The sequence below is a fragment of the Paenibacillus terrae genome (genome assembly GCF_005217525.1).
GTDB classification, from domain to species: domain Bacteria; phylum Bacillota; class Bacilli; order Paenibacillales; family Paenibacillaceae; genus Paenibacillus; species Paenibacillus terrae_C.
Map to the genome: position 1 here is coordinate 97,813 of NZ_PNXQ01000015.1, position 24,615 is coordinate 122,427.

22 protein-coding genes and 1 pseudogene are annotated in these 24,615 nt (G+C 48.0%); 22 read left to right on the top strand and 1 reads right to left on the bottom strand.

What is annotated here, in order from left to right; all coding sequences use genetic code 11:
- The first annotated feature begins 131 nt into the window (after positions 1-131).
- The 19 genes and pseudogenes from C1I60_RS17625 to C1I60_RS17710 all read left to right on the top strand — a co-directional run bounded on the left by C1I60_RS17625 (position 132) and on the right by C1I60_RS17710 (position 21,336).
- Complete coding sequence (locus C1I60_RS17625; protein ID WP_137062906.1) at positions 132-1,067, top strand: ArsR family transcriptional regulator; 936 nt, start codon at positions 132-134, stop codon at positions 1,065-1,067.
- Positions 1,068-1,279: 212 nt separating this feature from the next.
- A complete protein-coding gene (locus tag C1I60_RS17630; protein WP_170970842.1) occupies positions 1,280-3,001 on the top strand; it encodes an ABC transporter substrate-binding protein in 1,722 nt (573 codons plus the stop codon).
- A gap of 84 nt (positions 3,002-3,085) precedes the next feature.
- The gene (locus tag C1I60_RS17635; RefSeq protein WP_137062908.1) at positions 3,086-4,039 is read left to right on the top strand and encodes an ABC transporter permease; all 954 of its coding nucleotides are present in this window, start codon (positions 3,086-3,088) and stop codon (positions 4,037-4,039) included.
- Positions 4,040-4,054: 15 nt separating this feature from the next.
- A complete protein-coding gene (opp4C, locus tag C1I60_RS17640) occupies positions 4,055-4,981 on the top strand; it encodes an oligopeptide ABC transporter permease (protein ID WP_137062909.1) in 927 nt (308 codons plus the stop codon).
- Between the two features lie 13 nt (positions 4,982-4,994).
- Positions 4,995-5,978 carry an ABC transporter ATP-binding protein gene (locus tag C1I60_RS17645; RefSeq protein ID WP_137062910.1) on the top strand — a complete coding sequence of 328 codons (984 nt, stop codon included), beginning with the start codon at positions 4,995-4,997 and terminating at the stop codon, positions 5,976-5,978.
- The gene (locus C1I60_RS17650) at positions 5,971-6,939 is read left to right on the top strand and encodes an ABC transporter ATP-binding protein (protein ID WP_137062911.1); all 969 of its coding nucleotides are present in this window, start codon (positions 5,971-5,973) and stop codon (positions 6,937-6,939) included. The genes C1I60_RS17645 and C1I60_RS17650 overlap by 8 nt, the downstream gene beginning before the upstream one ends.
- 36 nt (positions 6,940-6,975) lie before the next feature.
- Positions 6,976-7,125: pseudogene (locus C1I60_RS17655) on the top strand (MazG nucleotide pyrophosphohydrolase domain-containing protein); the annotation flags it as partial.
- 142 nt (positions 7,126-7,267) lie between these two features.
- Entirely contained in the window at positions 7,268-8,449 is a 1,182-nt protein-coding gene (locus C1I60_RS17660) for an alpha/beta hydrolase family protein (RefSeq protein WP_137062913.1), read from the top strand.
- A 3-nt stretch (positions 8,450-8,452) separates the two neighbouring features.
- Positions 8,453-8,884, top strand: coding sequence for a MarR family winged helix-turn-helix transcriptional regulator (locus C1I60_RS17665; RefSeq protein ID WP_137062914.1), 432 nt, complete (start codon positions 8,453-8,455; stop codon positions 8,882-8,884).
- A gap of 315 nt (positions 8,885-9,199) precedes the next feature.
- Positions 9,200-9,469 (top strand): 30S ribosomal protein S14, encoded by a 270-nt coding sequence (gene rpsN, locus C1I60_RS17670; protein ID WP_137062915.1) that lies wholly within the window; start codon positions 9,200-9,202, stop codon positions 9,467-9,469.
- 30 nt (positions 9,470-9,499) lie between these two features.
- Positions 9,500-9,631, top strand: a complete 132-nt coding sequence (locus C1I60_RS26205; RefSeq protein ID WP_289306530.1) for a hypothetical protein — start codon at positions 9,500-9,502, stop codon at positions 9,629-9,631.
- Between the two features lie 72 nt (positions 9,632-9,703).
- Positions 9,704-10,696, top strand: coding sequence for a cation diffusion facilitator family transporter (locus C1I60_RS17675; protein ID WP_137062916.1), 993 nt, complete (start codon positions 9,704-9,706; stop codon positions 10,694-10,696).
- A 204-nt stretch (positions 10,697-10,900) separates the two neighbouring features.
- On the top strand, positions 10,901-12,820 hold the full coding sequence (locus C1I60_RS17680) for a heparinase II/III family protein (protein ID WP_137062917.1): 1,920 nt from the start codon (positions 10,901-10,903) through the stop codon (positions 12,818-12,820).
- Between the two features lie 16 nt (positions 12,821-12,836).
- Positions 12,837-14,747, top strand: coding sequence for a glycosyl hydrolase (locus C1I60_RS17685; RefSeq protein WP_137062918.1), 1,911 nt, complete (start codon positions 12,837-12,839; stop codon positions 14,745-14,747).
- A 56-nt stretch (positions 14,748-14,803) separates the two neighbouring features.
- Complete coding sequence (locus tag C1I60_RS17690; protein WP_137062919.1) at positions 14,804-15,925, top strand: glycoside hydrolase family 88 protein; 1,122 nt, start codon at positions 14,804-14,806, stop codon at positions 15,923-15,925.
- 203 nt (positions 15,926-16,128) lie between these two features.
- Positions 16,129-17,577, top strand: a complete 1,449-nt coding sequence (pdxR, locus tag C1I60_RS17695) for a MocR-like pyridoxine biosynthesis transcription factor PdxR (RefSeq protein WP_137062920.1) — start codon at positions 16,129-16,131, stop codon at positions 17,575-17,577.
- Between the two features lie 11 nt (positions 17,578-17,588).
- Positions 17,589-18,551 carry a D-alanine--D-alanine ligase gene (locus tag C1I60_RS17700; protein ID WP_137062921.1) on the top strand — a complete coding sequence of 321 codons (963 nt, stop codon included), beginning with the start codon at positions 17,589-17,591 and terminating at the stop codon, positions 18,549-18,551.
- Between the two features lie 524 nt (positions 18,552-19,075).
- Entirely contained in the window at positions 19,076-21,043 is a 1,968-nt protein-coding gene (locus C1I60_RS17705; RefSeq protein ID WP_137062922.1) for an ATP-dependent DNA helicase, read from the top strand.
- Complete coding sequence (locus C1I60_RS17710; protein WP_134909852.1) at positions 21,037-21,336, top strand: DUF6509 family protein; 300 nt, start codon at positions 21,037-21,039, stop codon at positions 21,334-21,336. Before C1I60_RS17705 ends, C1I60_RS17710 begins: the two co-directional genes overlap by 7 nt.
- Before the next feature lie 113 nt (positions 21,337-21,449).
- Here the strand turns inward: C1I60_RS17710 and C1I60_RS17715 are convergent, their stop codons facing one another.
- Positions 21,450-21,671, bottom strand: a complete 222-nt coding sequence (locus tag C1I60_RS17715) for a hypothetical protein (protein ID WP_252361763.1) — start codon at positions 21,669-21,671, stop codon at positions 21,450-21,452.
- A gap of 212 nt (positions 21,672-21,883) precedes the next feature.
- On the opposite strand from C1I60_RS17715, the gene C1I60_RS17720 reads away from it, so the two are divergent.
- The 3 genes from C1I60_RS17720 to C1I60_RS17730 all read left to right on the top strand — a co-directional run bounded on the left by C1I60_RS17720 (position 21,884) and on the right by C1I60_RS17730 (position 24,416).
- A complete protein-coding gene (locus tag C1I60_RS17720) occupies positions 21,884-22,807 on the top strand; it encodes a PLP-dependent cysteine synthase family protein (RefSeq protein ID WP_137062923.1) in 924 nt (307 codons plus the stop codon).
- 1 nt (position 22,808) lies between these two features.
- Positions 22,809-23,945, top strand: a complete 1,137-nt coding sequence (locus C1I60_RS17725) for a bifunctional cystathionine gamma-lyase/homocysteine desulfhydrase (RefSeq protein ID WP_137062924.1) — start codon at positions 22,809-22,811, stop codon at positions 23,943-23,945.
- Between the two features lie 132 nt (positions 23,946-24,077).
- Complete coding sequence (locus tag C1I60_RS17730; RefSeq protein ID WP_137062925.1) at positions 24,078-24,416, top strand: hypothetical protein; 339 nt, start codon at positions 24,078-24,080, stop codon at positions 24,414-24,416.
- Positions 24,417-24,615 lie beyond the last annotated feature (199 nt).

Here is a 24,615-nt window from a genome sequence, read left to right on the forward strand (position 1 = left end):
AGGCTTTTTTTGTATCTTGATTACGGCGCTTGTTTCGTTCATATTTGTATGCAAGGATTACTGGAAATGAACGGACGTACAATAATATGTATAATGAACGTCAGACATGAAAGAAAAGAGGACAGATAACGATGAGTTACGACGTGAATACTCCTTATGGTGTAGATGTAGCTTATGGACCAGTGTTTGAGTTGCTCAGCAGTTTGCATACCTTTATTTGCCGCAAGGCTTACAAGAAGACTGATTTATCATCCGATTGGGCGGAGCAAGTGCGTGATACGCTGTCTCCAAGTTTGTCCCGATTGCTGGCATCTATGGAAATCAATGCAGACTGGAAGGTCATCTACGGACTCGTCTGCATGCTTACAGATCAAGTAGGCATTGCGGAGGTTGTAGATCGTCTGGAGAGCCGGACAACGCTGGAACTGAATGAACAGGCACTAGCCTACGGTATTCCGCTGCCTGACGATATGGAAAAGCTCCGCAGGCTTGCTTTGCAGCTGTTATCCGGCTGGTATGAGGAGTATTTTCGGCATGTGGATTCGAGTATTCTAAGCGGGCTGGAGCAGGAAGCTGAACAGAGAAACAAAGAGAAGGATGTCTATAGCACTGTGGAATGGGTGGATCGTACAACCAATGGCTTCCGGTTTGAGCCTTCCGAGGGTCTAGCGCGGGTGTTGCTGGTGCCGCAATACCATTTTCAACCGATTAATATCATTTACCGGTTTGGATCACTCCTGCTGTGCCATTATTCGGCAGGAATTTATGTTCAGGAAGACGACTTCTTATCCCCACAGGAATACCGGATGATTCGAAGCTTGGGGGAGAAGAGCAGGCTCAAGATTTTAAAATATTTGTACCAAAGCCAGAACCCGCGTACCTTTATTGAAATTGTCCGTCATCTCAAGCTGTCCAAGGGAATCACGCACGACCATATTTTTAAGCTTCGTGCCTCTGGTTTCATCCATGCTCATTTTGATGGCGAAACATTGCTCGGCTACAGTGCACGGCTTTCGGCTGTGAATGAAATGCATAGCAGCATCCTCGGCTATATGGAGCGTAATTAAGCTGCGTCAACTGGCAGGACTTTAATACTTTAAATGAATAGACGCAGGTCACCTGGAGATGGAATCCAGATGATCCGGCGTTTTTTTGTTTTTATGTAAAAAAAGTTGAGTTCTCCCTTTACAGAACCGCATTAGATTCCTATAATGGGATTTATCTTACTAATTACAACTTGTTTGATCGGAATTTAACTAATTAACACGGGGGGATTATTTTGAAAAAAGGAATCATTCTACTAAGCAGTTTACTACTAGTAAGCTCAACCTTATTAGCAGCTTGCTCTAGCGGTGGATCGGACAGTGCTAACAGCACCACTCCGCAGGGTAATGAGGCTGCACAGACGGCTGCTACTGCGCAGCCTTTGACAAGTCTGGTGCAAGCATCGGATTTGACCAAGCTGCCGGATGTGTCCAAAAAGAGAAACGACACGATTATTGTCGGTCTGACCGACCCGGCAGGGGTGTTCACTCCGTATTTCAACCAAAGCGGCTATGACGGCAACGTGATTTCGCAGTTGTGGACTCCTCTGGTCACGGTAGATGAGAAGGGACTTCCGCTGCCGAATCTGGCTAAGAGCTGGGATATCTCCAAGGATAATCTGACGTACACGTTTCATCTGGTTCCAGATACGAAATTCAGCGACGGTTCGCCTCTAACGGCAGAGGATGTCGCTTTTACATGGACGCTGATTTATGACAAAGCCTATGCTGGAGACAGCCCAATCCGCAAATTGAACATTAAAGGCGGCAATGCCTATACCGAGGGCAAAGCGAAACTAATTGACGGGATCAAGGTCATTGATCCGCAAACGATCTCGGTAACGCTGGAGAAGGCGAACGCCCTGGCGTTGACAACTCTGGGCTCCGATGTCTTGTCCAAAGCCTACTACGGCAAGGATTACAAGTTTGGACAACTGGATTACTTTAAAAACCTGCATGGTAGTCCTTTGGGTAATGGCGCTTACAAGCTAGAGAAGTTCATTCCGGGGCAAGAGGTTCGTTTGGAAGCGAATGAAAACTTCTTCAAAGGCAAACCGAAAACACAGCATTTCATCTACAAAACAGCGGAAGGCGATGCCTGGCAGTTTATTGAAACGGGTGATACCGATTTCGCTTCCTTCACCGCAACTCAGGAAAACATCGACAAGCTGAAAGGACTTGGCTTTTTGAACATTTTGCCTTACACCCCGAGCACTTATGGATATTTGCAAGTCAATCTGGAAAATGAAAAGCTGAAGGATAAAAAGGTTCGTCAGGCGCTAACTTATGGTCTGGATCGCAAAACCATTTATGTAGATGCAGCCCAGGGAGCAGGAGCGGTGGCTAACATTCCAGCTTCTCCTATATTTTGGTCTTATACGACAGACGGAATCAACCCATACAACTACGACCCGGAAAAAGCAAAAAAACTGCTGGATGAAGCGGGTTGGGTAGAAGGAAGTGACGGTATCCGTGAGAGAAACGGCCAGAAGCTGACCATTCACTTGCTGACCTCCAAGCGTCCAGAGACAGATGCTTTTATTGCGCTTGCGGCAGAAAACTACAAAGCGATTGGCGTTGATCTGCAACCGGAAATCTTTGCAGACTTTAATGCCATGGTCGCCAAAGTAGAAGGCAAGGATTATGATTTGGCTGCCTTCTCGACGGGCATGCTGACGGATCCATCTGATGGAATCGAGCAATTCGTCAATGGAGAAGTCAAAGGGTATAACAATAAAAAGGTCAAAGAGTTATATGAAAAAGGCTTGTCTACGACGAATATTGAAGAACGCAAGCAAGTATATAAAGAATTATATGTGCTATTAAATGATGAATTGCCCGTTATTTTCACCAATTACAAGAAGACGGTGTATGCCTACAATGGCCGTATGGAACATGTAAAGGTCAGTCCGTTCATTGGCTTGTCCGGCAATCTGTTTGAATGGTCCCTTAAATAAAGCCATGCTTGCGAGCCCCTTGTGAAAAATCGTCAGGTTCGGATCAAGGGGCCTCCCAAATGGGGGAAATGAAAGGAGTCTGTCATGAGCTCGTTTTTAACGAAAAGACTGACGTACATGATGATTATTTTGTTGGCAGCTTCGATGATGATTTTTTTCCTGTACGCCATGACACCGGGGGATTTCATCAGCGGTAATCTGAAGTTGTCGCCAGAGAGAAAGGCAGAGCTGAGGGAAATCTACGGACTGAACAAGCCCATTCTGGAACGCTACGGAAGCTGGCTGTGGAATGCGCTGCATGGCAATTTTGGTTATTCACTTGCCCAGCAAAAGCCAGTGCTGACCTTGTTTAATGAATATATCTGGAACTCGTTTTTACTGGCGATTGTATCGACCTTCCTGACGTGGGTAATTGCCGTCATTATTGGTGTGGTTGCTGCTTATAAGCAGTATTCGTGGTTCGATACCCTCGTCATGGTGCTTATTTTTGCCGCGATGTCTGTTCCATCTTTTTTTATCGGGCTGTATCTGATCAAAGTTGCAGCGGTCGATCTCAAATGGCTGCCGCCGGGCGGTATGCTCAATACAGGCAGTAATGCTACAGGCATGGAGTATGTGAAGGAGGTCCTTCAGCATATGATCCTGCCGGTGACCGTTATGACGCTGCTGGGACTGGGTTCACTGACCCGTTACTTCCGCAGCAATATGATCGACGTGATTCAGCAGGATTATATCCGTACGGCCCGCGCGAAGGGCTTAAAAGAAAGAAAGGTACTCTTTACCCACGCATTGAGAAATGCGTTGCTGCCTGCAATTACGCTGATTGGCTTCGAATTGCCTGCATTGTTTGGCGGATCGCTTATTATTGAGAAGATTTTCAACTGGCCGGGAATTGGTCAGCTGTACATGCAATCCTTTTCGCTTCGCGATTACCCTCTGCTCATGGGCTTTACGATGCTGATTGCCATCTTGAGCGTCATTGGGACGCTGTTATCCGATATCCTGTATCGTATCGCGGACCCGCGTGTGAAGGTGTAAGGAGGGGGCTATGGAATGTCATCCGTTAGCAGTAATTTGAGCAAAAGCAGCGGCAAGCTTCGAATAGCTGCAAAATCTTCAATGTGGCGGCAGGCGCTACGCCTGCTGTTTAGAAACAAGCTGGCTATGATCGGGCTGCTCGTCGTTGTATTTATGTTTTTGCTCTGTTTTATCGGTCCGTTATTTTCTCCCTATGCTGATAACAAAACGAATATATTGATGATGAACAAGGCACCTAATATCCACCACTGGCTGGGAACGGATAAGCTGGGACGGGATGTGCTGACCCGCGTGATGCAGGCAGGTCAAATTTCCCTTACCGTGGGACTGGCATCTATGGTGTTGTCTGTCTTTTTGGGAGCTACGCTGGGCGTCATATCGGCGTTTTTTCGCGGGATTGCGGATCAGATCATTATGCGGATCGCTGATTTGCTGCTGACCATTCCGAGCTTGCCGCTGCTGTTCATTATGGGCGCGCTACTGTCCGACTGGAAGGTTCCCCCGGATCAACGTATGTATATCGTTATGCTGATGCTCAGTCTGGTCAATTGGCCGGGGATCGCGCGGATGGTGAGAGGTCAGATGCTTAGTTTGCGGGAGCGTGAATTTATGCAGGCTGCAACAGTGCTGGGACTGTCGAATCGACGCAAGCTGTTCAAGCATCTATTTCCTAATATTATGCCGTTGCTGATTGTTATCGCCACCTTGAACATTGGCGGAGCTATCCTGAGTGAATCTGTACTTAGCTTCTTCGGCCTTGGCGTGCTACCTACAACACCGACTTGGGGCAACATGATTGATGCGGCCAACAATGTGCTGGATTTTCAGCAGCGTCCGTGGATGTGGATACCGCCCGGCCTTTCCATTTTTGCTACGGTCATCGCCATCAATATTTTTGGTGACGGACTGCGGGACGTACTTGACCCGAAACATAAGAGGTAGGTGATCATACACCATGAACAATTTACTTTCGATTGAGCATTTAAGCACTCATTTTTATACAGAAGAAGGCACGGTCAAGGCGGTGGATGATGTCAGCTTCCGTGTGAAGTCGGGGGAGACGGTATGTATTGTCGGCGAATCAGGCTGTGGCAAAAGCATCACTGCGATGTCAATCATGGGCCTGATCCAGAGCCCCGGCGGTAAAGTGGCAGGCGGAAGCATCCGTTTTGAGGATACCGATCTGCTGGGGCTCAGCAGAAATGAGATGCGCACGATTCGCGGTCATGAGATATCCATGATTTTTCAGGAGCCGATGTCATCGCTGAATCCGGTCATGACCATTGGGGAACAGTTATCCGAACCGCTGATGGAGCATCTGAAAATGGACCGCAAGCAAGCGCACAAGCGGGCGCTGGAGCTAATCGAACAGGTAGGTATTTCCCGATCCGAGCAGATTATGAAAAGCTATCCGCATGAGCTGAGCGGTGGAATGCTACAGCGCATCATGATTGCCATTGCCGTGTCCTGCGGACCCAAGCTGCTTATTGCTGATGAGCCGACGACGGCGCTGGACGTGACGATACAGGCGCAAATTCTCGATATGCTGCGTGAATTCAAGGCGCAATCCCAAATGTCGCTGATGCTGATCACCCATGATCTGGGCGTTGTTGCGGAAATGGCAGATTATGTAATTGTGATGTACGCAGGCAAGATCGTCGAGGAAGGCGAAGTGGTACGGCTATTTAATCATCCCAAGCATCCCTACACGCAAGGGTTGCTGAAATCCAAGCCCGTGCTGAATCAGCGGCAAAAGGAACTCTACTCCATCCCTGGACAAGTGCCTAATCCACTGGAGCTGACAACATCCTGCTATTTTCATGACCGCTGCGGGCATTGCATGGACATTTGCCGAGTGAAGGAGCCTGTATTAAAAGAAGTTTCAGCACAGCAAAAGGCATCCTGCTGGTTATATGAGGAGGCGGTTGTTCATGGCTGAGCCATTGCTGGAAATCGACCGCTTAAAAACGTATTTTCCGGTCAAGTCCGGGTTTATGAATCGTACCACAGGGCATGTGCGGGCAGTGGACGATATCAGCTTTACGATCCGGCAGGGGGAAACCTTCGGTTTGGTGGGCGAATCGGGAAGCGGCAAAAGCACGGTAGGCCGCACGATTGTCAGATTGACGGACAAGACGGACGGCACCATTAAATACAAAGGAGTGGACTTGCACAGCCTGTCCGCCAAAGGGATGCAGGAGCTACGTCCTAAAATCCAGCTGATCTTTCAGGACCCATACAGCTCACTGAACCCACGTGTGCGCATCGGAGATGCCATTGGGGAGGCGCTGCTGGATCACGGTATAGCGACGAAAGGGGAGATCCGGCAGATTGTACTGGACGTGCTCAAGCTGTGCGGATTGTCGGAGTATCATATCGACCGTTTTCCGCATGAATTTTCGGGGGGGCAGCGCCAACGGATCGGCATTGCCCGCGCGCTGGCGCTCCAGCCGGATCTGATCATCGCAGATGAGCCGGTATCGGCGCTGGACGTGTCTATTCAGGCGCAGATTATCAACCTGTTCTCCAAGCTACAGGCCGAGCGGGGGCTGACGTATTTGTTCATCTCGCATGATTTGAGCGTGGTGGAGCATCTGTGCTCCCGCATAGGAGTGATGTATCTAGGCTCCATGGCCGAAACGGCTTCGCGTGACGAGCTGTTCGGGAATCCACTGCATCCATATACGAAGGCGCTGCTGTCGGCTGTACCCATCCCGGTGCCGAAGCTGAAAAGAGAGCGGATTTTGCTCAAAGGAGACATCCCAAGTCCGGTGAATCCACCTTCCGGCTGCAAGTTCCATACTCGCTGCCCCTTTGCGATTGACCGCTGCACCAGGGAAGTGCCTCTCTATCGTGAGGCTCGACCAGATCATTGGGTGGCTTGCCATTTGGCTGAATGAACAGAGCTAAGCCCGTACATTTTGAAGCCAAAGGGCTCATTTGAGGAAAACAAACAGGAGCTTATTGAAGAATTAGGTGATGTATTAGGTAACCTAATTGTGATAGCCAATAAATATGACATTCCTTTAGAAGAAGTATTTCACTCCCATAAAATGAAACTTTCAGAACGGTATTTTAAAATTTAAATTCTTTAGTGAGGCTCCTGTGGCTCAAAGCTGCGGGAGCTTTTCTTGTAACTCCATTTGACAGTTTAATACATAGCATGCTATATTATTTTTCGATAGTATGCTATGTATTATTTATGATCTCTTGAGGAGGAGAATGGTTATGAGTATTTTCTTTGAAGACCAAGCTTTTGAGTTTGAAACTATCCGCACTTTGAACTATTATAATTATCAAGGTGCAGAGCTGGGAGAAGTACAAGGTGTTGCCAATCGCATTACAGAAGGAGATTTCGGTAGTTGGTATAAAGAATGGTATGACATGGCAGAGAAGGTAAGCGCATTGGCTAACAAGTCATTACAAGGCAAGCATACAGTCAGTGCCAAAGAAGCTTTTCTGCGTGCAAGCAATTACTACCGCACAGCCGAGTTTTTCTTGAAAAATGACGAGCCGATCCGAATGGAGTGCTACAAAAAAAGCGTAGACACATTCAGACAAGCCCTGCAGCTCATGGATGAACATGGTGAGCCAATTAATATTCCTTTTGAAGACGGATATTTGAGCAGCTATTTATTTACCGTTGGCAAAGACGCACCAACCCTGATTTTCGTTGGCGGATATGACTCTACAGTGGAAGAACTGTACTTCGCTGGTGGTGCGGCTGCCCTGAAGAGAGGTTTCAATGTTTTGATTTTTGATGGTCCTGGTCAAGGAGAAGCCATTCGCATTCAAAAAACTGTAGCCCGATATGATTTTGAAAAGCCGATAAGTGCTGCTCTTGATTATTTGCAAGACCATACCGTAATAGATACGAACCAATTTGTAGCTTTATTGGGCATGAGCTTGGGCGGTTATTATGCGGCAAGAGCAGCTGCCTTTGAGAAAAGAATAAATGCTTGTATCTTGTTTGATGTATTTACTGATGTGTGGGAATCAATTAGTCAAAAAAATCCAATGATGGAAAAACTCGCATCCAGCCCGGGCACCATCACATTGGACAGCTCCAGGCTGGATGCGAATACGCGTTGGCTGATTCAAAATGGATTTTGGGTGTTCGGTTGCAAGAAAATGTCGGAATTGCCGGCTAAAATCAAACCATTCACCGTGAAAGGGATTGCAAACCTGATTGAATGCCCGACGTTATTGTTGGTCGGAACACACGATCATTTTGTTACAGAGGATCAATTGACTTATTTGAAGGATCATCTGGGAGGGCCTTATGATGTTCATATTTTTGATACTACATTCGGCGCTCAAGAGCATTGCCAGGAAGGCAATCATTCCTATGCTCATCAAGTCATGTTTGATTGGACAGAGGAACAACTACTTAAATATAAGGATGCATAATGGATGAATTTATTTAGAAGCCATGGTTTTTTGCTGAATAGACTCGCACATATTGGGTCTAACCAACTGGAAAGAGAGCTATTGTTCCAATTTGATATTACATTGAGCCAGTGGGCGGTCTTATCGATCGTATGGGAAGAAGAAGGTATTGCGTTATCTAGGATTCAGGAGGTATTGGATGTGAAGGTCTCAACAGCCTCCGGGGTCATCAAACGGATGGAGAAAAAAGGGCTGCTCCTTCGCAAACAAAATGAACATGACAAACGAGAAATTCAACTATTTCCCACCGATCAGTCAAGAAAATTGGAGCAGGATGTTATACAAACGGTTAAAGACTTCAATAACAAGCTTTTGGGTGGTTTTACCCCTGAGGAAAAAGCAATGTTTACAAGTTTTATTCAGCGCGGCTTCAACAACTTGAAGCAACATGAGTAGCAATATGAGTCATAAGGAGGCATCTTTCTTCATTGGAAAGGTTATCTCCGTGTGAACTGGGTCTGCCAGCTTTTGCTGGTTGGCCTTTTTTGCTGTACTGAATTACAGAATGAGAGCTTGCGAGGGTTTCTGATAATTACGAATGAGCAGTGTTGCCAATATGATTCCGCAATAGCAGCGGTAGTATGGAATTCTGATTGGGTTGACAACTCACCTGAAACAACGTTATATTAAATAGTAATCGTAATTATTACTATTTAAATGAAGATCATGTTTATGTCCATGATTGGCATATATCACAAGGAGGAGCTTTACATGGCCAAGAAGTCGAAAGTAGTTAAAGAGAAGAAACGTCAGGAAATTGTAGCTAAATATGCAGACCTGAGACGTGAGCTGAAAGCAAAAGGGGATTACGAAGCATTGCAAAAGCTTCCGCGTGATTCTTCCCTGACTCGACTGAAAAGTCGTTGCGAGCTGACAGGCAGACCGAGAGGATACCTGCGCAGGTTCAAGCTGTCCCGTATCGCGTTCCGCGAGCTGGCTCATAAGGGCCAAATTCCAGGCGTTACGAAAGCCAGCTGGTAATAAGGTTATCCGTGCTCTTAACCTGATGCAATGTATCGTAGAGGAGTAGACAGGAAATGCTTCGCGTCACAGGATGACGTGGAGCATTCTTTTTTTATGGCGCTTATATCGCTGTATGTATTGATTCTTCCCGAGTGGTTAGGTAAAATATGGACGGGCTAAAAATATTACATAGCAAAAGATTACATAATGTGGCGATATCAGATTATGTATACCTCAGGAGGAAGCTACAGGATGGATGAGCAGCAGAATAAGGATTCATTTTGGAGTCTGGTGAAAAAGGGGAACAAGTCCTCAGGCTCGGCGGCACTGGGTAATACCGGTATTGCGATAATTAAGGGGATTGCTTTTGCCTTGACAGGCAGCGGTTCCATGTTTGCCACCATGATGCATTCGATTGCAGATGCGGTGAACCAGATGTTTGTATTCGCGGGCAGTGTGCTGGCAGAGAAAAAGCCGACAAAACGCTTTCCTACCGGTTTTGGACGGGTAATTAACCTGTTTTGTATGGTCGCGGTTATTGTCGTGACGATCATGGCCTATGAAACCGCATTAGAAGGCATCCATTTGTTGCAGCATCCGGCTGAATCCACACATGGATTTTGGATTAATGTGGTGGTCCTGATTTTGTCGCTGGTGGTTGACGGGTTTGTATGGAGTAAAGCGATGAAGGAAGTACTGCATGAATCCAGAGTGGAGGCGAAGGGGTTTGGTATTTTTACCTCTGCGTTTCGCCATGTGGGACGTGCTGCGCCGCCAACTCGTCTGGTGTTTTATGAGGATTTGGTAGCAACAACGGGTGGTGTGCTTGCTTTGCTGGCGGTTGTGGTTACCTCGCTGACAGATTTTAAGCTGCTGGATGGGATATCGAGTATTCTCATCGGTTGTCTTATGATAGGCGTTGCGTTTCGGGTTGGCTACGACAATATGGTGGGCTTGATTGGGGTATCTGCTCCCCCTGATATCGAAGAACGTGTGGCTTCCATTATTCTTGCAGATACGCATGTGACGGATATTTATCAAATGCGTATTTTGCAGGAGGGACGCTATTATCACGTAGAAGGGCTGATCGAACTTACACCGGGCATGACACTGGCAGATGCAGACGATATCAAATTCAGAGTCGAGGATGCTCTGTTACGTGATCCTAATATCTCAGATGCAGCACTTGGTATTCTGGAGGATGACGGGATTAAAAACTGGAAGCCAGAAAAGTCAAAGGTCTAGAACGATAAGTCCGGCGAATCTGACGAAGCTTGGCAATAGCGTAAAATAAGAACTTCCATGACCATAGCAACGTGGCGTGGAGGTTCTTTTGCATTTTGCGATATTGTTTGCTACCCCTTTGAATTTAGGCTGATTGTTAGATACAATGAAAGCGTTAACAAAAAAGAAGGCGAAACGAATGTGTCTCATGGGGAGGAAATACAAATGAGTCTTTTGAAGGAGGCTTGGCCTGCTTCGCGGCTCGTCACGGTGCTGGCTGGCGGCGCGTCAGATGCAGCAAGGCAGCGGTTGAGGCATGAGTGGACGAAAAGACTGCGGGTGACTGTTTCTGAGCCGATATACGCCGGGCTTTGGAAGGATATTGAGCGTGTCTGTGAGAATAACCGGGAAACGCCATGGCCGACGCTTTCGTTGTCTCTGTTCCGTCAGTTTGCGAATACAGGGGAGCGCAAGCCGTATGAGGATGTGTACTTTGAACGGCGTGGACGTCTGGTTGCTTTAGTGCTGGCAGCCACTGCCGAGCCGGAGTCTTGGCGGATCAAAGAGGTGGAAAACGGTCTGCTGGACATCTGCGGGGAGTATACATGGGCACTTCCTGCACATGTCAGAGAAGAGGACATAGTGACGCTGCCCTGGCAGCAGGTGGATTTATTCGCTTCCGAAACCGCGCAAACGCTGGCTGAAATCATATTGCTGCTTGGTGAGCAACTGGATAGCCATGTGGTTGCTCAGGTGCGTGGTGAGGTAGAACGACGTGTTTTAGAACCTGTATTCTGGGAGCCGCGTCATTTTCAGTGGGAAACGGCGGATCACAACTGGGCGGCTGTATGCGCTTCCGGCTGCGGAATTGCCGTGTTGCTGCTGGCAGAAGACGATCCACGCAAAGCTGCGGCTATCGAGAAAATGCTCGGTGCGCTGGACTGCTTCCTGGCAGGCTACAGGGAGGACGGTGGTTGTCCCGAAGGAGTCGGCTACTGGGTGTACGGCTTCGGCTATTTTATCTATTTTGCCGATATGCTGGGAGAGCTTACCGAGGGGGCTGCGGATGTCCTCAGCTCGGAAAAGATTAGGCAAATAGCAGCCTTTGCGGAGCGGGTTCATCTGTCGGATGGTATTTTTTCCAATTATTCGGACAGCAGTGAAACCGAACGTCTTCCTTCTGGACTCATCTCTCGTTTAAATGCTTTGCAAGGACGACCGTCCACACTGCCTTTCCGTGTACCGGGTCTGGTGGAGGACCCTTGCCGTCGTTGGGCGCATGTATTGCGCAATTTGGTCTGGACGGATCCGTTGGACTTTGGGAACAGTGAGGCTGTAGTCGATTATTTGCCACAACTCGGGTGGTTGATGTGCCGCAGTCACAGCCCCAATCACGGCATATCTGGAACTCCAACAGTTGAACAGACCGCTATATTTGCCTTTTCAGCTAAGGGGGGGCATAACGACGAGCCGCACAATCATAATGATCTGGGGCATTTTATCCTTCATGGCAGTGGTGAAAATCTGCTGTGTGATCTGGGAGCCGGCTTATATACGAAAGCCTATTTTTCACCGGGGCGAGAGTCGATCATCAACATTTCCTCTGGTGGTCATTCTGTGCCTGTTATTAACGGGACCATGCAGCAATCAGGCGCGGAGGCACAGGCAGCTGTGCTGGATATTGCCATGGGAGAGCGAGGGTCGGCACAGGCGGACACAAGGTTTAAGCTGGATTTGACATCTGCGTATCCCATAGAAGAATTGGCGCTGTTCACCCGCTCATTTGCATGGCATGTGTTGGAGGGGAATGAGGAGGCGAAGCTTACCGTCACAGATCATTTTGAGTTTGAGACGTCTTTTGACGGGAGCAGGAAAACGTGGGATGTAGAAGAGCGCTTGATCAGTCGTATTCAGCCTTACACGGGCGCGGGCTTCGTAGAATGGAAGGGAGCGAGTGCGGTGGTCAGGCTGGATTATGATGCCAGCGTGCTGAGTCTGGAGGTGGAGGCTGTGCAGCATATGGATCATGACGGGGTACCGTTTGTGCTGTACAAAACATCGTTAGGGCTGGACTCGGATCGCTGTGGCGGCGCTGCAAGCGTGGATTGCGAGCTGTTTTTTACCATAAATCATTCTTCATTTTGAATGGGAGGCTGACAGAATGAATAAACTGCACACAGGCAGCGTGTATCCCTGGCAGACGGAGCTGGAGGAATTTATCGAACAGTTGGAAAACGGGCTGAATCGAGTGGAGGACGGCTGGACTCACCAACGTAAGCTTGCTGTGCTGGAAAAGCTGGTTCGTGCTTATACCCCGCATCAGGATGAAAATGGGGCCATCATCGACCCGCATTCTGATAGTGAACGGTATTACTCGACTCCATCCTACGCTTTGGCGGCGGCCGTACTGGTCAAAGAAGGTCGGCATGACTTGCTCGAATCCGCTGCGGCGGCCTTAACGCATAGCATAGCGTGTGTGGTGGAGGAGAGGGCCCCGGATCACCACCCGGACTTTTTTCCGATCATGATGATGGGGGCATATCGACTGCTCAAAAACCTGCTGCCAGAGCAGGCTACAGCATGGAAGCAGCAGTTGAGCCAGATTCAGCCGGAAGCTACCTATATTTTTACGATGAGCAAAATGAAAAATCCGAACCGTATGATCAACTGGAACGCGATTATGATTTCCGGTGAGTTTATGCGTGCAGCGGAAGGAATTGCCACAGATTTGGAATGGATGGAGACGTATATCCGTAGCTATCATTTGCCTCGCTTTACCGGATTGGGATTGTATCAGGATGGTCCGCTGGACCGGCCCAATAGCCCGTTTGCCTATGATATCGTCACACGCTTTCATCTGGGCGTGATGCTAGAGGCTGGATATGATGGCGGGTGTGCCCCTGAACTGCGCGATCATCTTCACAGAGGGGCGCTCAGCTCGCTGCTGGCGTTATCCCCGCACGGGGAAATTCCACCGCGTGGAAGAAGTGCGCAGCATCAGTGGAACGAAGCGGCGGCGGCCTTCGTTTTCACGACACATGCGCAGCAGGCTTTTGCAGCGGGCGAGCACGAGCTGGCAGGAGCATTCCGGCGGGCAGCGGACCTGTGCTGGCAGGCGATTGGTCGCTGGCAGACCGACGAAGGCAAGCTGCATATCGTTCGCAACCATTATTCGTCCGAGGCACGGCATGGCTTCGAGGTGTACTCGAACCATACCTGCTACAGCCTGTGGACGGCTGCTGCACTGGCTTATACACTCCTGCACGGAGCCGATTTGGAGCGCATTTCCCCAGCCTCTATTCCGGCGGAAATAGGCAGCCGAGTGCTGGAAACGGACGGCTGGTTCCAGACCGTCATTGCCACCGCCAATGGGCAGCAAATGCTTGTGCAGACGTCAGTGAATGACCCGTACAATATCCCCGGCATTGTGCGTATTCAGCGTTCCGCGTTGCCACCGCTAATCGGTCCGTCCTCGGCAGGGCATGCAGACCGCGGGTTTACGGGCTTTGCGGAAGGGGATATTTTCCCGCTTAGCTATACCCCCGCTTGGCAAACGGAGGATGGGAAATGGCACAGCCTGTCGGAAGGCATTCCCGGCACGCTGGAGTTTGACCGGGATGGAGGTATTGATCCGTTAGACGGTGGGGGATCGGTACAGATGGAGCAAAGCTCCGCATCTGACGGAGCGACTGATTTTACGTTGTTGTGGAAGGGTCCGTTTCCGGGCGTGTGGGAAATTCGAACGCATTATCGGCAGGTGCCCGGCAAAATTGAGGTGACATATGAGCTTCAAGGCAATATTCAGGCTGTGGGGGCACTTATTCCTTTAATGGCGTATGACGGCCGGGAACGCAGTGTCATTCACCATGTGATGTCCGCAGGTGAAGAAAAGGAAAGCATTCGGGTGGAGTATGCAGGTGCGAGTCTGGAGGTTATTCCAGCAACGGAAGGGACGAATGTTGTGTGGCCGGAAGAACTGGCTTCTGTCGCCTGTCGGAATGGTTTGCTCAAGGGGGCACGTTTGGAATGCGAGGGCAGCCGTATTTCCTTTATCATTCATTTGCCGGCATAGATTAGGGCAGGACCCATAGATTTTTTGAACATGTGGAAAAGGGAGAGTGAAGAGCAATGACTGAAACAGCAGCATGGCTGGAACAATCGTGGGAGCTGGCTATGGACAAAACGCTTGCCTTGGCGGCAAGACTGGGAAACGCCTTTCCACATGTTGCAGAAGGTGGACGTTATGATCATCGTGAGGAAGAATGGTGGACGGCAGGCTTTTATCCAGGTTTGCTGTGGCTGGTAAATCGGTCACGTCCTGACAGCGGAGCTGCCAGAATTGCACAGCAATGCGAGGAACGTCTGGAAAAGGTGCTCTACAATAGTGAGGCCGTAGACCATGATCTTGGCTTTATTTGGCTGCCCAGCGGTGTGGCAGCCCATCGGTTGACTGGAGATCCAGAATCCAGAAGACGTGGGCTGTTAGCCGCTAATCTGCTGGCTGCGCGTTTTAACGTGAATGGCCGTTTTATTCGTGCGTGGAATTTCCACGCCAAGGACATGGATACGCGGGGCGTAGCGATTATAGACAGTATGATGAATTTGCCCTTACTCTATTGGGCCTCGGAGGAAAGCGGGGATCCGCGTTTTGCCGCTCTGGCTGTGCAGCATGCCGATACCGTAGCGCGTGAGTTTGTCCGTGCTGACGGTTCGATTGCGCATGTGGTCGAGTTCGATCCGGAGATTGGAAAAAAACGCGCCGAGCATGGTGGACAGGGATTTGCACCCGGCTCTGCCTGGGCACGTGGCACGTCATGGGCTTTGTACGGTTTTACGCTTTCGTACGGGTACACACGCGATTCGCGTTATTTGAAGGTAGCCGAGAGCACGGCAGACTTTTTCCTGTCCCAACTGGGCGATGCTTGCCTGCCTGTGTGGGATTTTAGAGCGGAGGAGGGGCACCGTGAAGCTTGGGATTCGTCTGCTGCGGCGATTGCGGCGAGCGGTCTGCTGGAGCTGGCAAAATATTCGACGCGTGCGGAGCATTTTACGACGGCAGCAGCATCCATTCTCAAGGGCTTGCATGAGACATGTACAGCATGGGAGCAGGATCATGAGGGACTGCTCATGAATGGAACTGTACATTATCCTGAGCAAAAATACATTAACGTTCCCATCATCTACGGCGATTATTTCTTTGTCGAGGCACTGGCAAAGCTGCGTGGAGAAGAAGGCTTGTTTAGTGTGTAATGTAAAAATTTGTTCAATTCATGGTTGAGTAATAGGACATTAGGAATTAAAGTTTGATATAAGGTTCACACATTTCCTTGAATAAAAATAATGTGCTATTCAAATGCGATGTGTGCAAAGAACCACAACCGGAGGAAACATCCAGGTAGGTGGTTCTTTTTTTATACCTCACTCTGTGACATGATAGCTCTGGGGGCGATGTTGTGTTTCGTGATTTTGAACCTATAGGTGACCGTCCGGTCTATATTCAATTGAAAGATTACATGAAACTTATAATTATAAAAGGTGCCTTACAGCCTCATCAGAAGTTGCCATCTACCCGTGAGCTGGGTGTACAGATGAAGCTTAGCCGCAATACGGTGATTTCGGCATATGCTGAACTGGAAGAAGATGGATTTATCTATGCTGTTCGGGGCAAAGGAAACTATGTGGCTGCTGTATCAGGTGGAACAGCGACTCAAGCTTGCCAGATCGATTGGCTGGATCGGATTAATGATCATGCTCGACTGGCTGAGCAGCTCGACCTGATGAAGCACGGCATTCGTGCACAGAAGGGGACGATTTCTTTTACCAGTATTGCGCCAGACGAGACGTTGTTTGATATAGGTAATGTAAAGCGGGCGTTCAAAGATCGGATGTCTGTGGAGGGTGATGTACTGCTCAACTACGGATATGCCAAGGGCTATAAGCCGCTGATGGACTTTTTATTGCGCTATATGCAGCATAAGGGAGTCGATCTGAAGGGCAATGATATTTTGATTACTAATGGGTTCACAGAGGGCTTAGATATTGTGTTGTCGGCACTTGGAAAAAGGAGTGGCAGGGTGCTGTGTGAAAATCCGACCCATTATACAGCCATTAAGAATTTTAAGTTGCATGGATTTCAAATTACAGGCATCCCAATGGAGGATGATGGTATTAGCTTAACAGAGCTTGAGCGGGCGTTGTCTGAACAACCTTACGATTGTGCTTATTTTGTACCTTCCTATCATAATCCTACTGGGATTGTAATGTCCCCGAAGAAACGACAAGAACTGATGAGCCTAATGAACCAGTACGGGATTCCTGTCATTGAGGATGGCTTTAATGAGGAGCTACGCTACACCGGATCGCATGTATCTCCATTAATGGCAGGGGCGGGCAACGGCAATAGTGTGATTTATTTAGGAAGCTTTTCTAAGGTGCTATTTCCCGGTATCCGAGTGGGCTGGATATTGGCGGACGCTGAGCTGATTGACTATTTGGAGAGCATTAAGCGAGCGCGTACGATTCATACGTCAACATTGGACCAATCGGTTCTTTATCAATATTTGCACAATGGAAATCTGGAGAAGTACTTAAAGAAAGCACGTACCGAATATAAGCGCAAATATGAGTTGACCATGCAGTGCTGCAAGGAGCATATCCCGTATGCTCAGCTTTCCGGTCATGGGGGGCTGCATCTGTTTGTCACTTTTGATATAGGATTTGATACACGGGAGTTGTTGGAGCTATGTTCAGAGCTGGGGGTGATTTTTACGCCGGGAGATATCTTCTTCACGGATAATCGTGGTAGTAATACGATGCGGTTGGGTTTCTCTCGTGTCACCGATGAGGATATTATCAGGGGAATTAAGATGATTGGTGATACTGCCAGACAGTTAATGGAATGAGAGGTGCAGAGATGAAGTTAGGCGTTATTATGGGAGGATTATCATCAGAGCGTGAGGTTTCGCTTCAGTCGGGTAAGGAAATCATGGCGCATCTCGACCAGAATCGATATGAAGTTTATCCGATCGAAATAACAAGGCTTGATGAACTGGCTGACAAAGTGAAAGGTCTTGATATGGCTTTGCTGGCTCTGCATGGCTCCTATGGTGAGGATGGTACGATTCAAGGTATGTTGGAAACATTGGGTATTGCGTATACCGGAAGCGGCGTATTATCCAGCAGCCTGTGCATGAACAAGGATGTTTCAAAAAAGTTGCTCCGCTACGAAGGTCTTTTTACTCCAGATTGGCTGTGCTGGGGCAGTATAGGCGACTATTCAGCAGAGGCCGTAGAGAAGCTGGGTTATCCGATAGTTGTTAAGCCGAACTCAGGCGGATCAAGCATCGGAATACAGATTGTAAAGAGCAGCCAAGATTTGAGGGCGGCGGTAGAGGAAGCATTCCGGTGGGATGTAGAAGTGCTTATTGAGCAATATATCAAAGGGGAAGAATTGACTTGTTCCATTGTAGATGGGAAACTGCTGCCGATCATTGGCATCCAGAGCAAGGGCTCGGAGTGGTTTGATTACCATGCCAAGTATGAGGATGGCGGCGCAGAGGAGCAAGTAGTTCATCTGACGCCTGAGGTGGATGAGCGGGTGCGGTCCGCAGCATTGGTGAGTTACTGGACTTTGAAATGCAATGTGTATGCCCGCGTAGATATGCTGCTGAGGGATGGTATTCCCTATGTGCTGGAGATGAACACCTTGCCAGGCATGACAAGAAATAGCCTACTTCCCAAAAGCGCACAGGCAGCGGGGATGACATACAGTCAATTACTGGATGTGATCATATCTCTATCCCTTGAGAAATCTGGTGGAGAGATAGAGACAGAGAAGAAATCGACTAAGAAATCGGAGATGGGGACCAGACTGTAACAATGAATTGAAATCAGGGAGCGCTGAGTTATGGGTAAGGAGTGAATTTCTCCATTAAATTACCTCATGCGTGAACTTAAAAGTTACCTATCGTGCCACTGCGCAGGCAGCACCATTCCACCTACTCCGTTTTACATGTACATTTTTAGTTCAGCTTATATAAATAAAACTTCGCTTGTTTCCTATCTCTTTATTAGCTCTCTCCACAAAATTCTAATATTTTGGCTGTTTGCAGCGTAGCGGAGGATTTGAATCTGGAGATGCGTAGCGCTCGCCTTTGCCGTGGGATTCTAACCTTGAAAAGGTTTATTATAATCCAAGAATCCCAGGGCAACAGTGATCGTAAGATCAAATCCTACGCACAGCACCCTCACACAAACGAACCCCGATGTCCTTTCTTTTATAGAATTTCATAGCGAAATAAAAAAATGTGAGCTGTTCGTACAGTTTCCATGTTCTTTTTAGGTTGTTTTGCGTTATAATGAAAGGATGCACATTATGAACGAATTGGAGGCACAGCCCGATTGACTACTTATCCTTTTGCCTTTGATCCGTCCAAGCCGTTTATTGAGCAGGCAAGTGACTGGATTGCGGATGTATTTTATGAAGTTTTGCCTGAAGTCGGCTTTGAGGTTCGGGATGAACAAATTTATATGGCATTCCAGTTGGAGCGCGCCTATAAGGAAAAGAAAACGATTTTCGCGGAAGCAGGTGTGGGCACAGGCAAAACGCTGGTGTACCTCCTGTACGCTATTGCATATGCCCGGTACATGAGAAAGCCCGCGATTATCGCCTGTGCGGACGAATCGTTGATTGAACAACTGGTGAAGCCGGAGGGAGATATCGCCAAGCTGGCCCGGCATTTGAGTCTGACGATTGATGCCCGACTGGGTAAGTCGCCGGATCAGTATATTTGTCTGAACAAGCTGGATAACGTACGAAGCGGATTGGATGATGACGCGGATGTGTTCCGTGATATCTATCAGGACCTGCCGGATTTTGTCCATTTTCCGGATACGCTACAGTCCTTTACACCTTACGGGAACCGCAAAGAGTATCCCGAGCTGACGGATGGACAGTGGAGCAGACTGGGCTGGGATGTGTTTCAAGACTGTCTCGTTTGCCATCAGCGGCATCGTTGTGGACAGACGTTGTCCCGCGATCATTATCGCAAAGCAGCAGATCTGGTGATCTGCTCTCATGACTTTTATATGGAGCATGTATGGACCTATGAGGCGAGAAAGCGTGAGGGCCAGCTGCCGTTACTGCCGGAGCACAGCTCTGTCGTCTTTGACGAAGGGCATCTGCTGGAGACAGCGGCGCAGAATGCACTCACTTATAAGCTGAAGCACGCTCAATTTGAGGCCATTATTACCCGTCTGCTGGAGGGGGAAGTGCGAGAGTCCTTGGCAATGACGATTGAAGATGCGATATCCCAAAGTGAAGCCTTGTTCGCTGTGCTCGATAAGAACAGTCAGCCGGTACAGGGTTCTAATCGCAAGGAGTTTACCTTGAATGAGTCGCTGATTCGAGAGGTAAACCGCTTTGGTGAACTGATCGGTACGATTGAGGAAGAGCTTGTATTTGAAAGCGGGTTATTCTCTCTGGATGAGTACCAGGTCAAAATCGTGGAAGAGCATCTGGAAATGATTCAAACGGCGCTGGCCTTGTTTAAGCGTCCGGAACTCCTGATTTCATGGGTGATGGAGGATCAGGATGGATTAACGCTTGTGGTTATGCCCAAGATGGTAAAGGAGATTCTCAAAGAACGAGTATTTGCGCAGCATATACCGATTGTATTCTCATCAGCTACACTTTCCGTGGAGAGCTCCTTTGATTATATGGCGCAAAGCCTCGGTATTGAAAATCCGCTCACGTTTTCCGTTGCTTCACCGTATGATTACAACGATCAGATGCAGGCGGCATTATATCCGTTACAGACGGGGCATGATCCAATCCAGAGAGCGTTGGCTCTGCTGGAGAAATCGCAGGGTAGAGCGCTTATTCTGTTTCCTTCACAGGAGGAACTGGATGCGTTCAGAACGGGTCTCGCGGCTTACTATGAAGCGTCTGCTTTTCGTTTTCTGTATGAAGGATCGGCTGAAATCAGCCATCTGATCTCATCTTTCCAGAATGATGAGGAAAGCGTCTTGTGTGCTGTAACGTTATGGGAAGGACTGGATATTCCAGGCCCGTCCCTGTCGCACGTCATCATCTGGTCGCTGCCTTTTCCTCCGAATGATCCGGTTTTTACGGCACTGCGCAAGGATGCGACAGATCCGTTTATGGAGATAGATATGCCTCACATGGCACTCAGACTCAGACAAGGCATCGGGCGATTAATTCGCTCGCGTAATGATCGGGGCTGGATCTCCATTATGGGCCAGGATCTGAACCGCGAAGAAGTACGTACACAGGTTTTACAACTACTGCCTGCAGGCGTAGAATGCACTGTAATCGAAGGAAATCCGGAGGGAATAAAGACATGTTAAATTTCACATCGTACACGGTAGATCAGATTAAAGACGCTTTTGGTATTTTGAGCGGGCAGCGTTATGAATTTATAATTGATGTAGAGGTTGAAGAGGACGACGAGCTCTACACTGAAAACGGGCTGTATATCCGTACGCTTTATTTAGTAGACGAAGAGAAAACAGGAATATTGAAGTATGAGCTGATTGAAAAAGTAACGAACCGTTACATCGAGCTTGAACTGGAAGAGGATGAGTTGCAGGCTGTGGAGAGCTTCTGCAAAGAGCATGTGCAGGACGGAGCCGTAAAATAACGTAATAGAACGCTTGGCTGTGATTGCCACCGTATAACGAAGTATGTAAAGGAGTTCTGATGTAGTGGATCAGGCTCCTTTTTTCATGCTCATTCAAGGAATATTCATCTGTCTCAGCGCAATCTGTCCCACACATTCACCATAAACAGTACAACTCCGGCCGCCAGTAGTACCCACCCTATGATGATCAAAACTCCAATATCAGGCATGCCGTACTTTTTGCCTGCAATCGCTAACACCAGCACTGGCAAGCCGATATTATGCAGCCAAAAATGTAGGCGTGCCAGCACAGTAACCGAAAGTGCAGGAAAGGCTACATAGATCAAACCTATCATGCCGAGAGCAGTCCAACCGAGTAAATGAATATAAGACTGTGCTGTGAAGGAAACTATTTGACAAATGCTTGTATTAAACATAAAATCTTATTGCACCAATACACACCGCATTACTATGTTTTTTGGGGATGACGGCGAACTTCTCCGGCAATAGGTTGCTATATTTTGACCATTGGTTTATTAGGATTCGCCATTAAAAGGAGCTTGAAATCATGAATGTATATCATAATACCTTGGAATTAATCGGGCGTACACCGCTAGTAGAACTGAACAGCTATTCTCTGCCGAGGGGAATTCGTCTGTTTGCCAAGCTGGAGTTTATGAACCCCGGCGGCAGCGTGAAGGACCGGGTGGGCAAGGCTCTTATCGAAAAAGCCTTAAAAACAGGTCAATTGAAGCCGGGTGGAACTTTAATTGAAGCCACAGCAGGCAATGCAGGTATTGGTCTTGCGATGGCAGCGCTCCATTATAATATCTCGGTTATTTTTGCTGTGCCTGAAAAGTTCAGCCAAGAAAAGCAAGATTTAATGAAGGCGCTGGGAGCGCGTATCGTTCATACCCCGACAAGTGAGGGGATGAAGGGAGCCATCGAAAAAACGAAGGAGCTGGCTGCTGAATTTCAAGATGCCTATTTGCCGCGTCAATTCAGCAATCCGGATAATCCAGAGGCTTATTACACGACGATGGGACCGGAAATTTGGAACGATCTGGACGGAAAAGTAGATGTATTTATAGCAGGAGCAGGTTCGGGAGGAACCTTTATGGGGACCTCGCGTTACCTCAAGGAACAAAATGCATCCATTAAAACCGTAATCGTGGAGCCGGAAGGTTCTATTTTGAACGGCGGAGAATCAGGTTCGCATAAAACCGAAGGGATTGGCATGGAATTGATTCCTGAGTTTGTGGATAAAGGTTATTTTAATGCCATTCATACGATTAGCGACGTCGATGCGTTCGACCGTGTCAAGGAGCTGGCGGCGCGTGAAGGACTTCTTGTCGGCAGTTCTTCCGGGTCGGCATTACATGCCGCTTTACTGGAAGCAGAGAACGCACCGGATGGCGCACATATCGTCACCATTTTCCCGGATAGCAGCGAACGCTATCTGAGCAAAAAAATATATGAAGGCGGGATATAAAATGAAACGTAAAACAAAGCTGATTCACGGCGGCCTTCCTACCGATCCCCATACAGGTGCGGTTAACGTCCCTATCTATCAGGTAAGCACTTATGAGCAAGAGGAAATTGGCGTTCATAAAGGCTATGAATATTCGCGTACAGGCAATCCAACTCGCTTTGCACTGGAAGAGCTGATCAAGGAGCTGGAGGAAGGAAAGCGCGGTTTTGCTTTCGGCTCGGGTATGGCGGCGATTCATGCAGTATTTTCACTGTTTAATGCTGGAGATCATATTTTGCTGACCGACGATGTATACGGGGGCACCTACCGTATTGTAAGCAAGGTGCTGAACCGGATTGGCATTGAGGCTACATTTGTGGATACAACTGACCTGGAGGCCGTCTCCAAGGCGATCCGTCCGAATACGAAGGCACTGTATGTAGAAACGCCTACGAATCCGCTGCTGAAAGTTACGGATATCCGTGTGGTTTCGGAGCTGGTGAAAAAGCATGACCTATTGCTGATCGTGGATAATACATTTGCCACTCCATATTGGCAGACACCTATTACGCTTGGAGCCGATATCGTTATTCACTCGGCTACCAAATATTTGGGCGGGCACAGCGATGTTGTAGCCGGTCTGGCTGTTGTGAACAGCGACGAGTTGGGTGAACAGCTTCATTTTCTGCAAAATGCCATCGGTGCTATTCTCGGCCCGCAGGATTCCTGGTTACTGATCCGTGGGATCAAAACACTGGGTTTGCGTATGGAAGCGATTGAGCAAAATGCCAAGGAAATTGCGATCTTTTTGGAGAAGCATCCGAAGGTCAGCAAAGTGTACTACCCTGGACTGGAAAGCCATTCGCAGCACGAGCTGTCCAAAGTTCAGGCCGAAGGCTTTGGCGGTATCATTTCCTTTGATGTAGGTAGCGATGCCAACGCGGTTGCCCTCCTAAAAAAGGTGAAATATTTTACACTGGCTGAGAGCCTGGGAGCGGTTGAAAGTCTGATTAGCGTTCCGGCACGCATGACCCATGCATCTATCCCGGTAGAACGCCGCGCAGAATTGGGCATTACCGAAGGACTGGTACGGATCTCAGTAGGAATTGAAGATCTGGAGGATTTAATCGAGGACTTACAGGCGGCATTACAAGGTTAAGAATCGTTTGAAAAGGAAGGGGTGGCTGAGGCCGCCTCTTTTTTTTCGGAAAATGTGGAACAAAGCATTGTTTTTCCTTAATAACCGAGTATAATACTTGGTAATAGGGTGCATCATAAGGAGAGAGACAATATGCAACTGATAAAAACACATAGCTACCTGCAAGTGGATGACTATTTGGATATACTTAATTATGCGAAACAACTGAACGATATAGAGTGGCAGCAAGAGCTTATAGAAGCCTTGCAGCATCAATCGCTGGAGAATGGCAGGGAAACTAAGGATTCTGAAATTAATACGTTATGGCGGCATTTTGACCAGATCAATGATAGATTATTGGAGTTGTTTGATCTTCTACGGAATAGCAATAATTCTGTGGAGAGAAATTCTTGGAGCGAACAGATTTGGGAACTGAAGCTGGAACGCATCAAACTGGAAAAGAAAATTCAAGCGAGCTATTCACATGATTGAGAGTTCAGCATACAAATAGAGATGACATAAAATAGATAAAAAAAGGCATGCAGCCTACAACTGCAATGCCAAGAATAAGTGTTAAAAAATAAATCCATTTCATAAATGATTAAGCCAACGAAATATATATAAATAAACACACCTGTTGATTAACCACTAAATGGTAGAAAAAGAGCCGTCAACTCGGTAAAATGTTTGT

Bases quoted from the DNA above. Each gene is read 5' to 3' on its own strand.
- C1I60_RS17625 (WP_137062906.1), top strand. From the start codon at position 132: ATGAGTTACGACGTGAATACTCCTTATGGTGTAGATGTAGCTTATGGA.
- C1I60_RS17635 (WP_137062908.1), top strand. From the start codon at position 3,086: ATGAGCTCGTTTTTAACGAAAAGACTGACGTACATGATGATTATTTTG.
- opp4C (WP_137062909.1), top strand. From the start codon at position 4,055: ATGTCATCCGTTAGCAGTAATTTGAGCAAAAGCAGCGGCAAGCTTCGA.
- C1I60_RS17645 (WP_137062910.1), top strand. From the start codon at position 4,995: ATGAACAATTTACTTTCGATTGAGCATTTAAGCACTCATTTTTATACA.
- C1I60_RS17650 (WP_137062911.1), top strand. From the start codon at position 5,971: ATGGCTGAGCCATTGCTGGAAATCGACCGCTTAAAAACGTATTTTCCG.
- C1I60_RS17660 (WP_137062913.1), top strand. From the start codon at position 7,268: ATGAGTATTTTCTTTGAAGACCAAGCTTTTGAGTTTGAAACTATCCGC.
- C1I60_RS17665 (WP_137062914.1), top strand. From the start codon at position 8,453: ATGAATTTATTTAGAAGCCATGGTTTTTTGCTGAATAGACTCGCACAT.
- rpsN (WP_137062915.1), top strand. From the start codon at position 9,200: ATGGCCAAGAAGTCGAAAGTAGTTAAAGAGAAGAAACGTCAGGAAATT.
- C1I60_RS26205 (WP_289306530.1), top strand. From the start codon at position 9,500: ATGTATCGTAGAGGAGTAGACAGGAAATGCTTCGCGTCACAGGATGAC.
- C1I60_RS17675 (WP_137062916.1), top strand. From the start codon at position 9,704: ATGGATGAGCAGCAGAATAAGGATTCATTTTGGAGTCTGGTGAAAAAG.
- C1I60_RS17680 (WP_137062917.1), top strand. From the start codon at position 10,901: ATGAGTCTTTTGAAGGAGGCTTGGCCTGCTTCGCGGCTCGTCACGGTG.
- C1I60_RS17685 (WP_137062918.1), top strand. From the start codon at position 12,837: ATGAATAAACTGCACACAGGCAGCGTGTATCCCTGGCAGACGGAGCTG.
- C1I60_RS17690 (WP_137062919.1), top strand. From the start codon at position 14,804: ATGACTGAAACAGCAGCATGGCTGGAACAATCGTGGGAGCTGGCTATG.
- C1I60_RS17700 (WP_137062921.1), top strand. From the start codon at position 17,589: ATGAAGTTAGGCGTTATTATGGGAGGATTATCATCAGAGCGTGAGGTT.
- C1I60_RS17710 (WP_134909852.1), top strand. From the start codon at position 21,037: ATGTTAAATTTCACATCGTACACGGTAGATCAGATTAAAGACGCTTTT.
- C1I60_RS17715 (WP_252361763.1), bottom strand. From the start codon at position 21,671: ATGATAGGTTTGATCTATGTAGCCTTTCCTGCACTTTCGGTTACTGTG.
- C1I60_RS17720 (WP_137062923.1), top strand. From the start codon at position 21,884: ATGAATGTATATCATAATACCTTGGAATTAATCGGGCGTACACCGCTA.
- C1I60_RS17725 (WP_137062924.1), top strand. From the start codon at position 22,809: ATGAAACGTAAAACAAAGCTGATTCACGGCGGCCTTCCTACCGATCCC.
- C1I60_RS17730 (WP_137062925.1), top strand. From the start codon at position 24,078: ATGCAACTGATAAAAACACATAGCTACCTGCAAGTGGATGACTATTTG.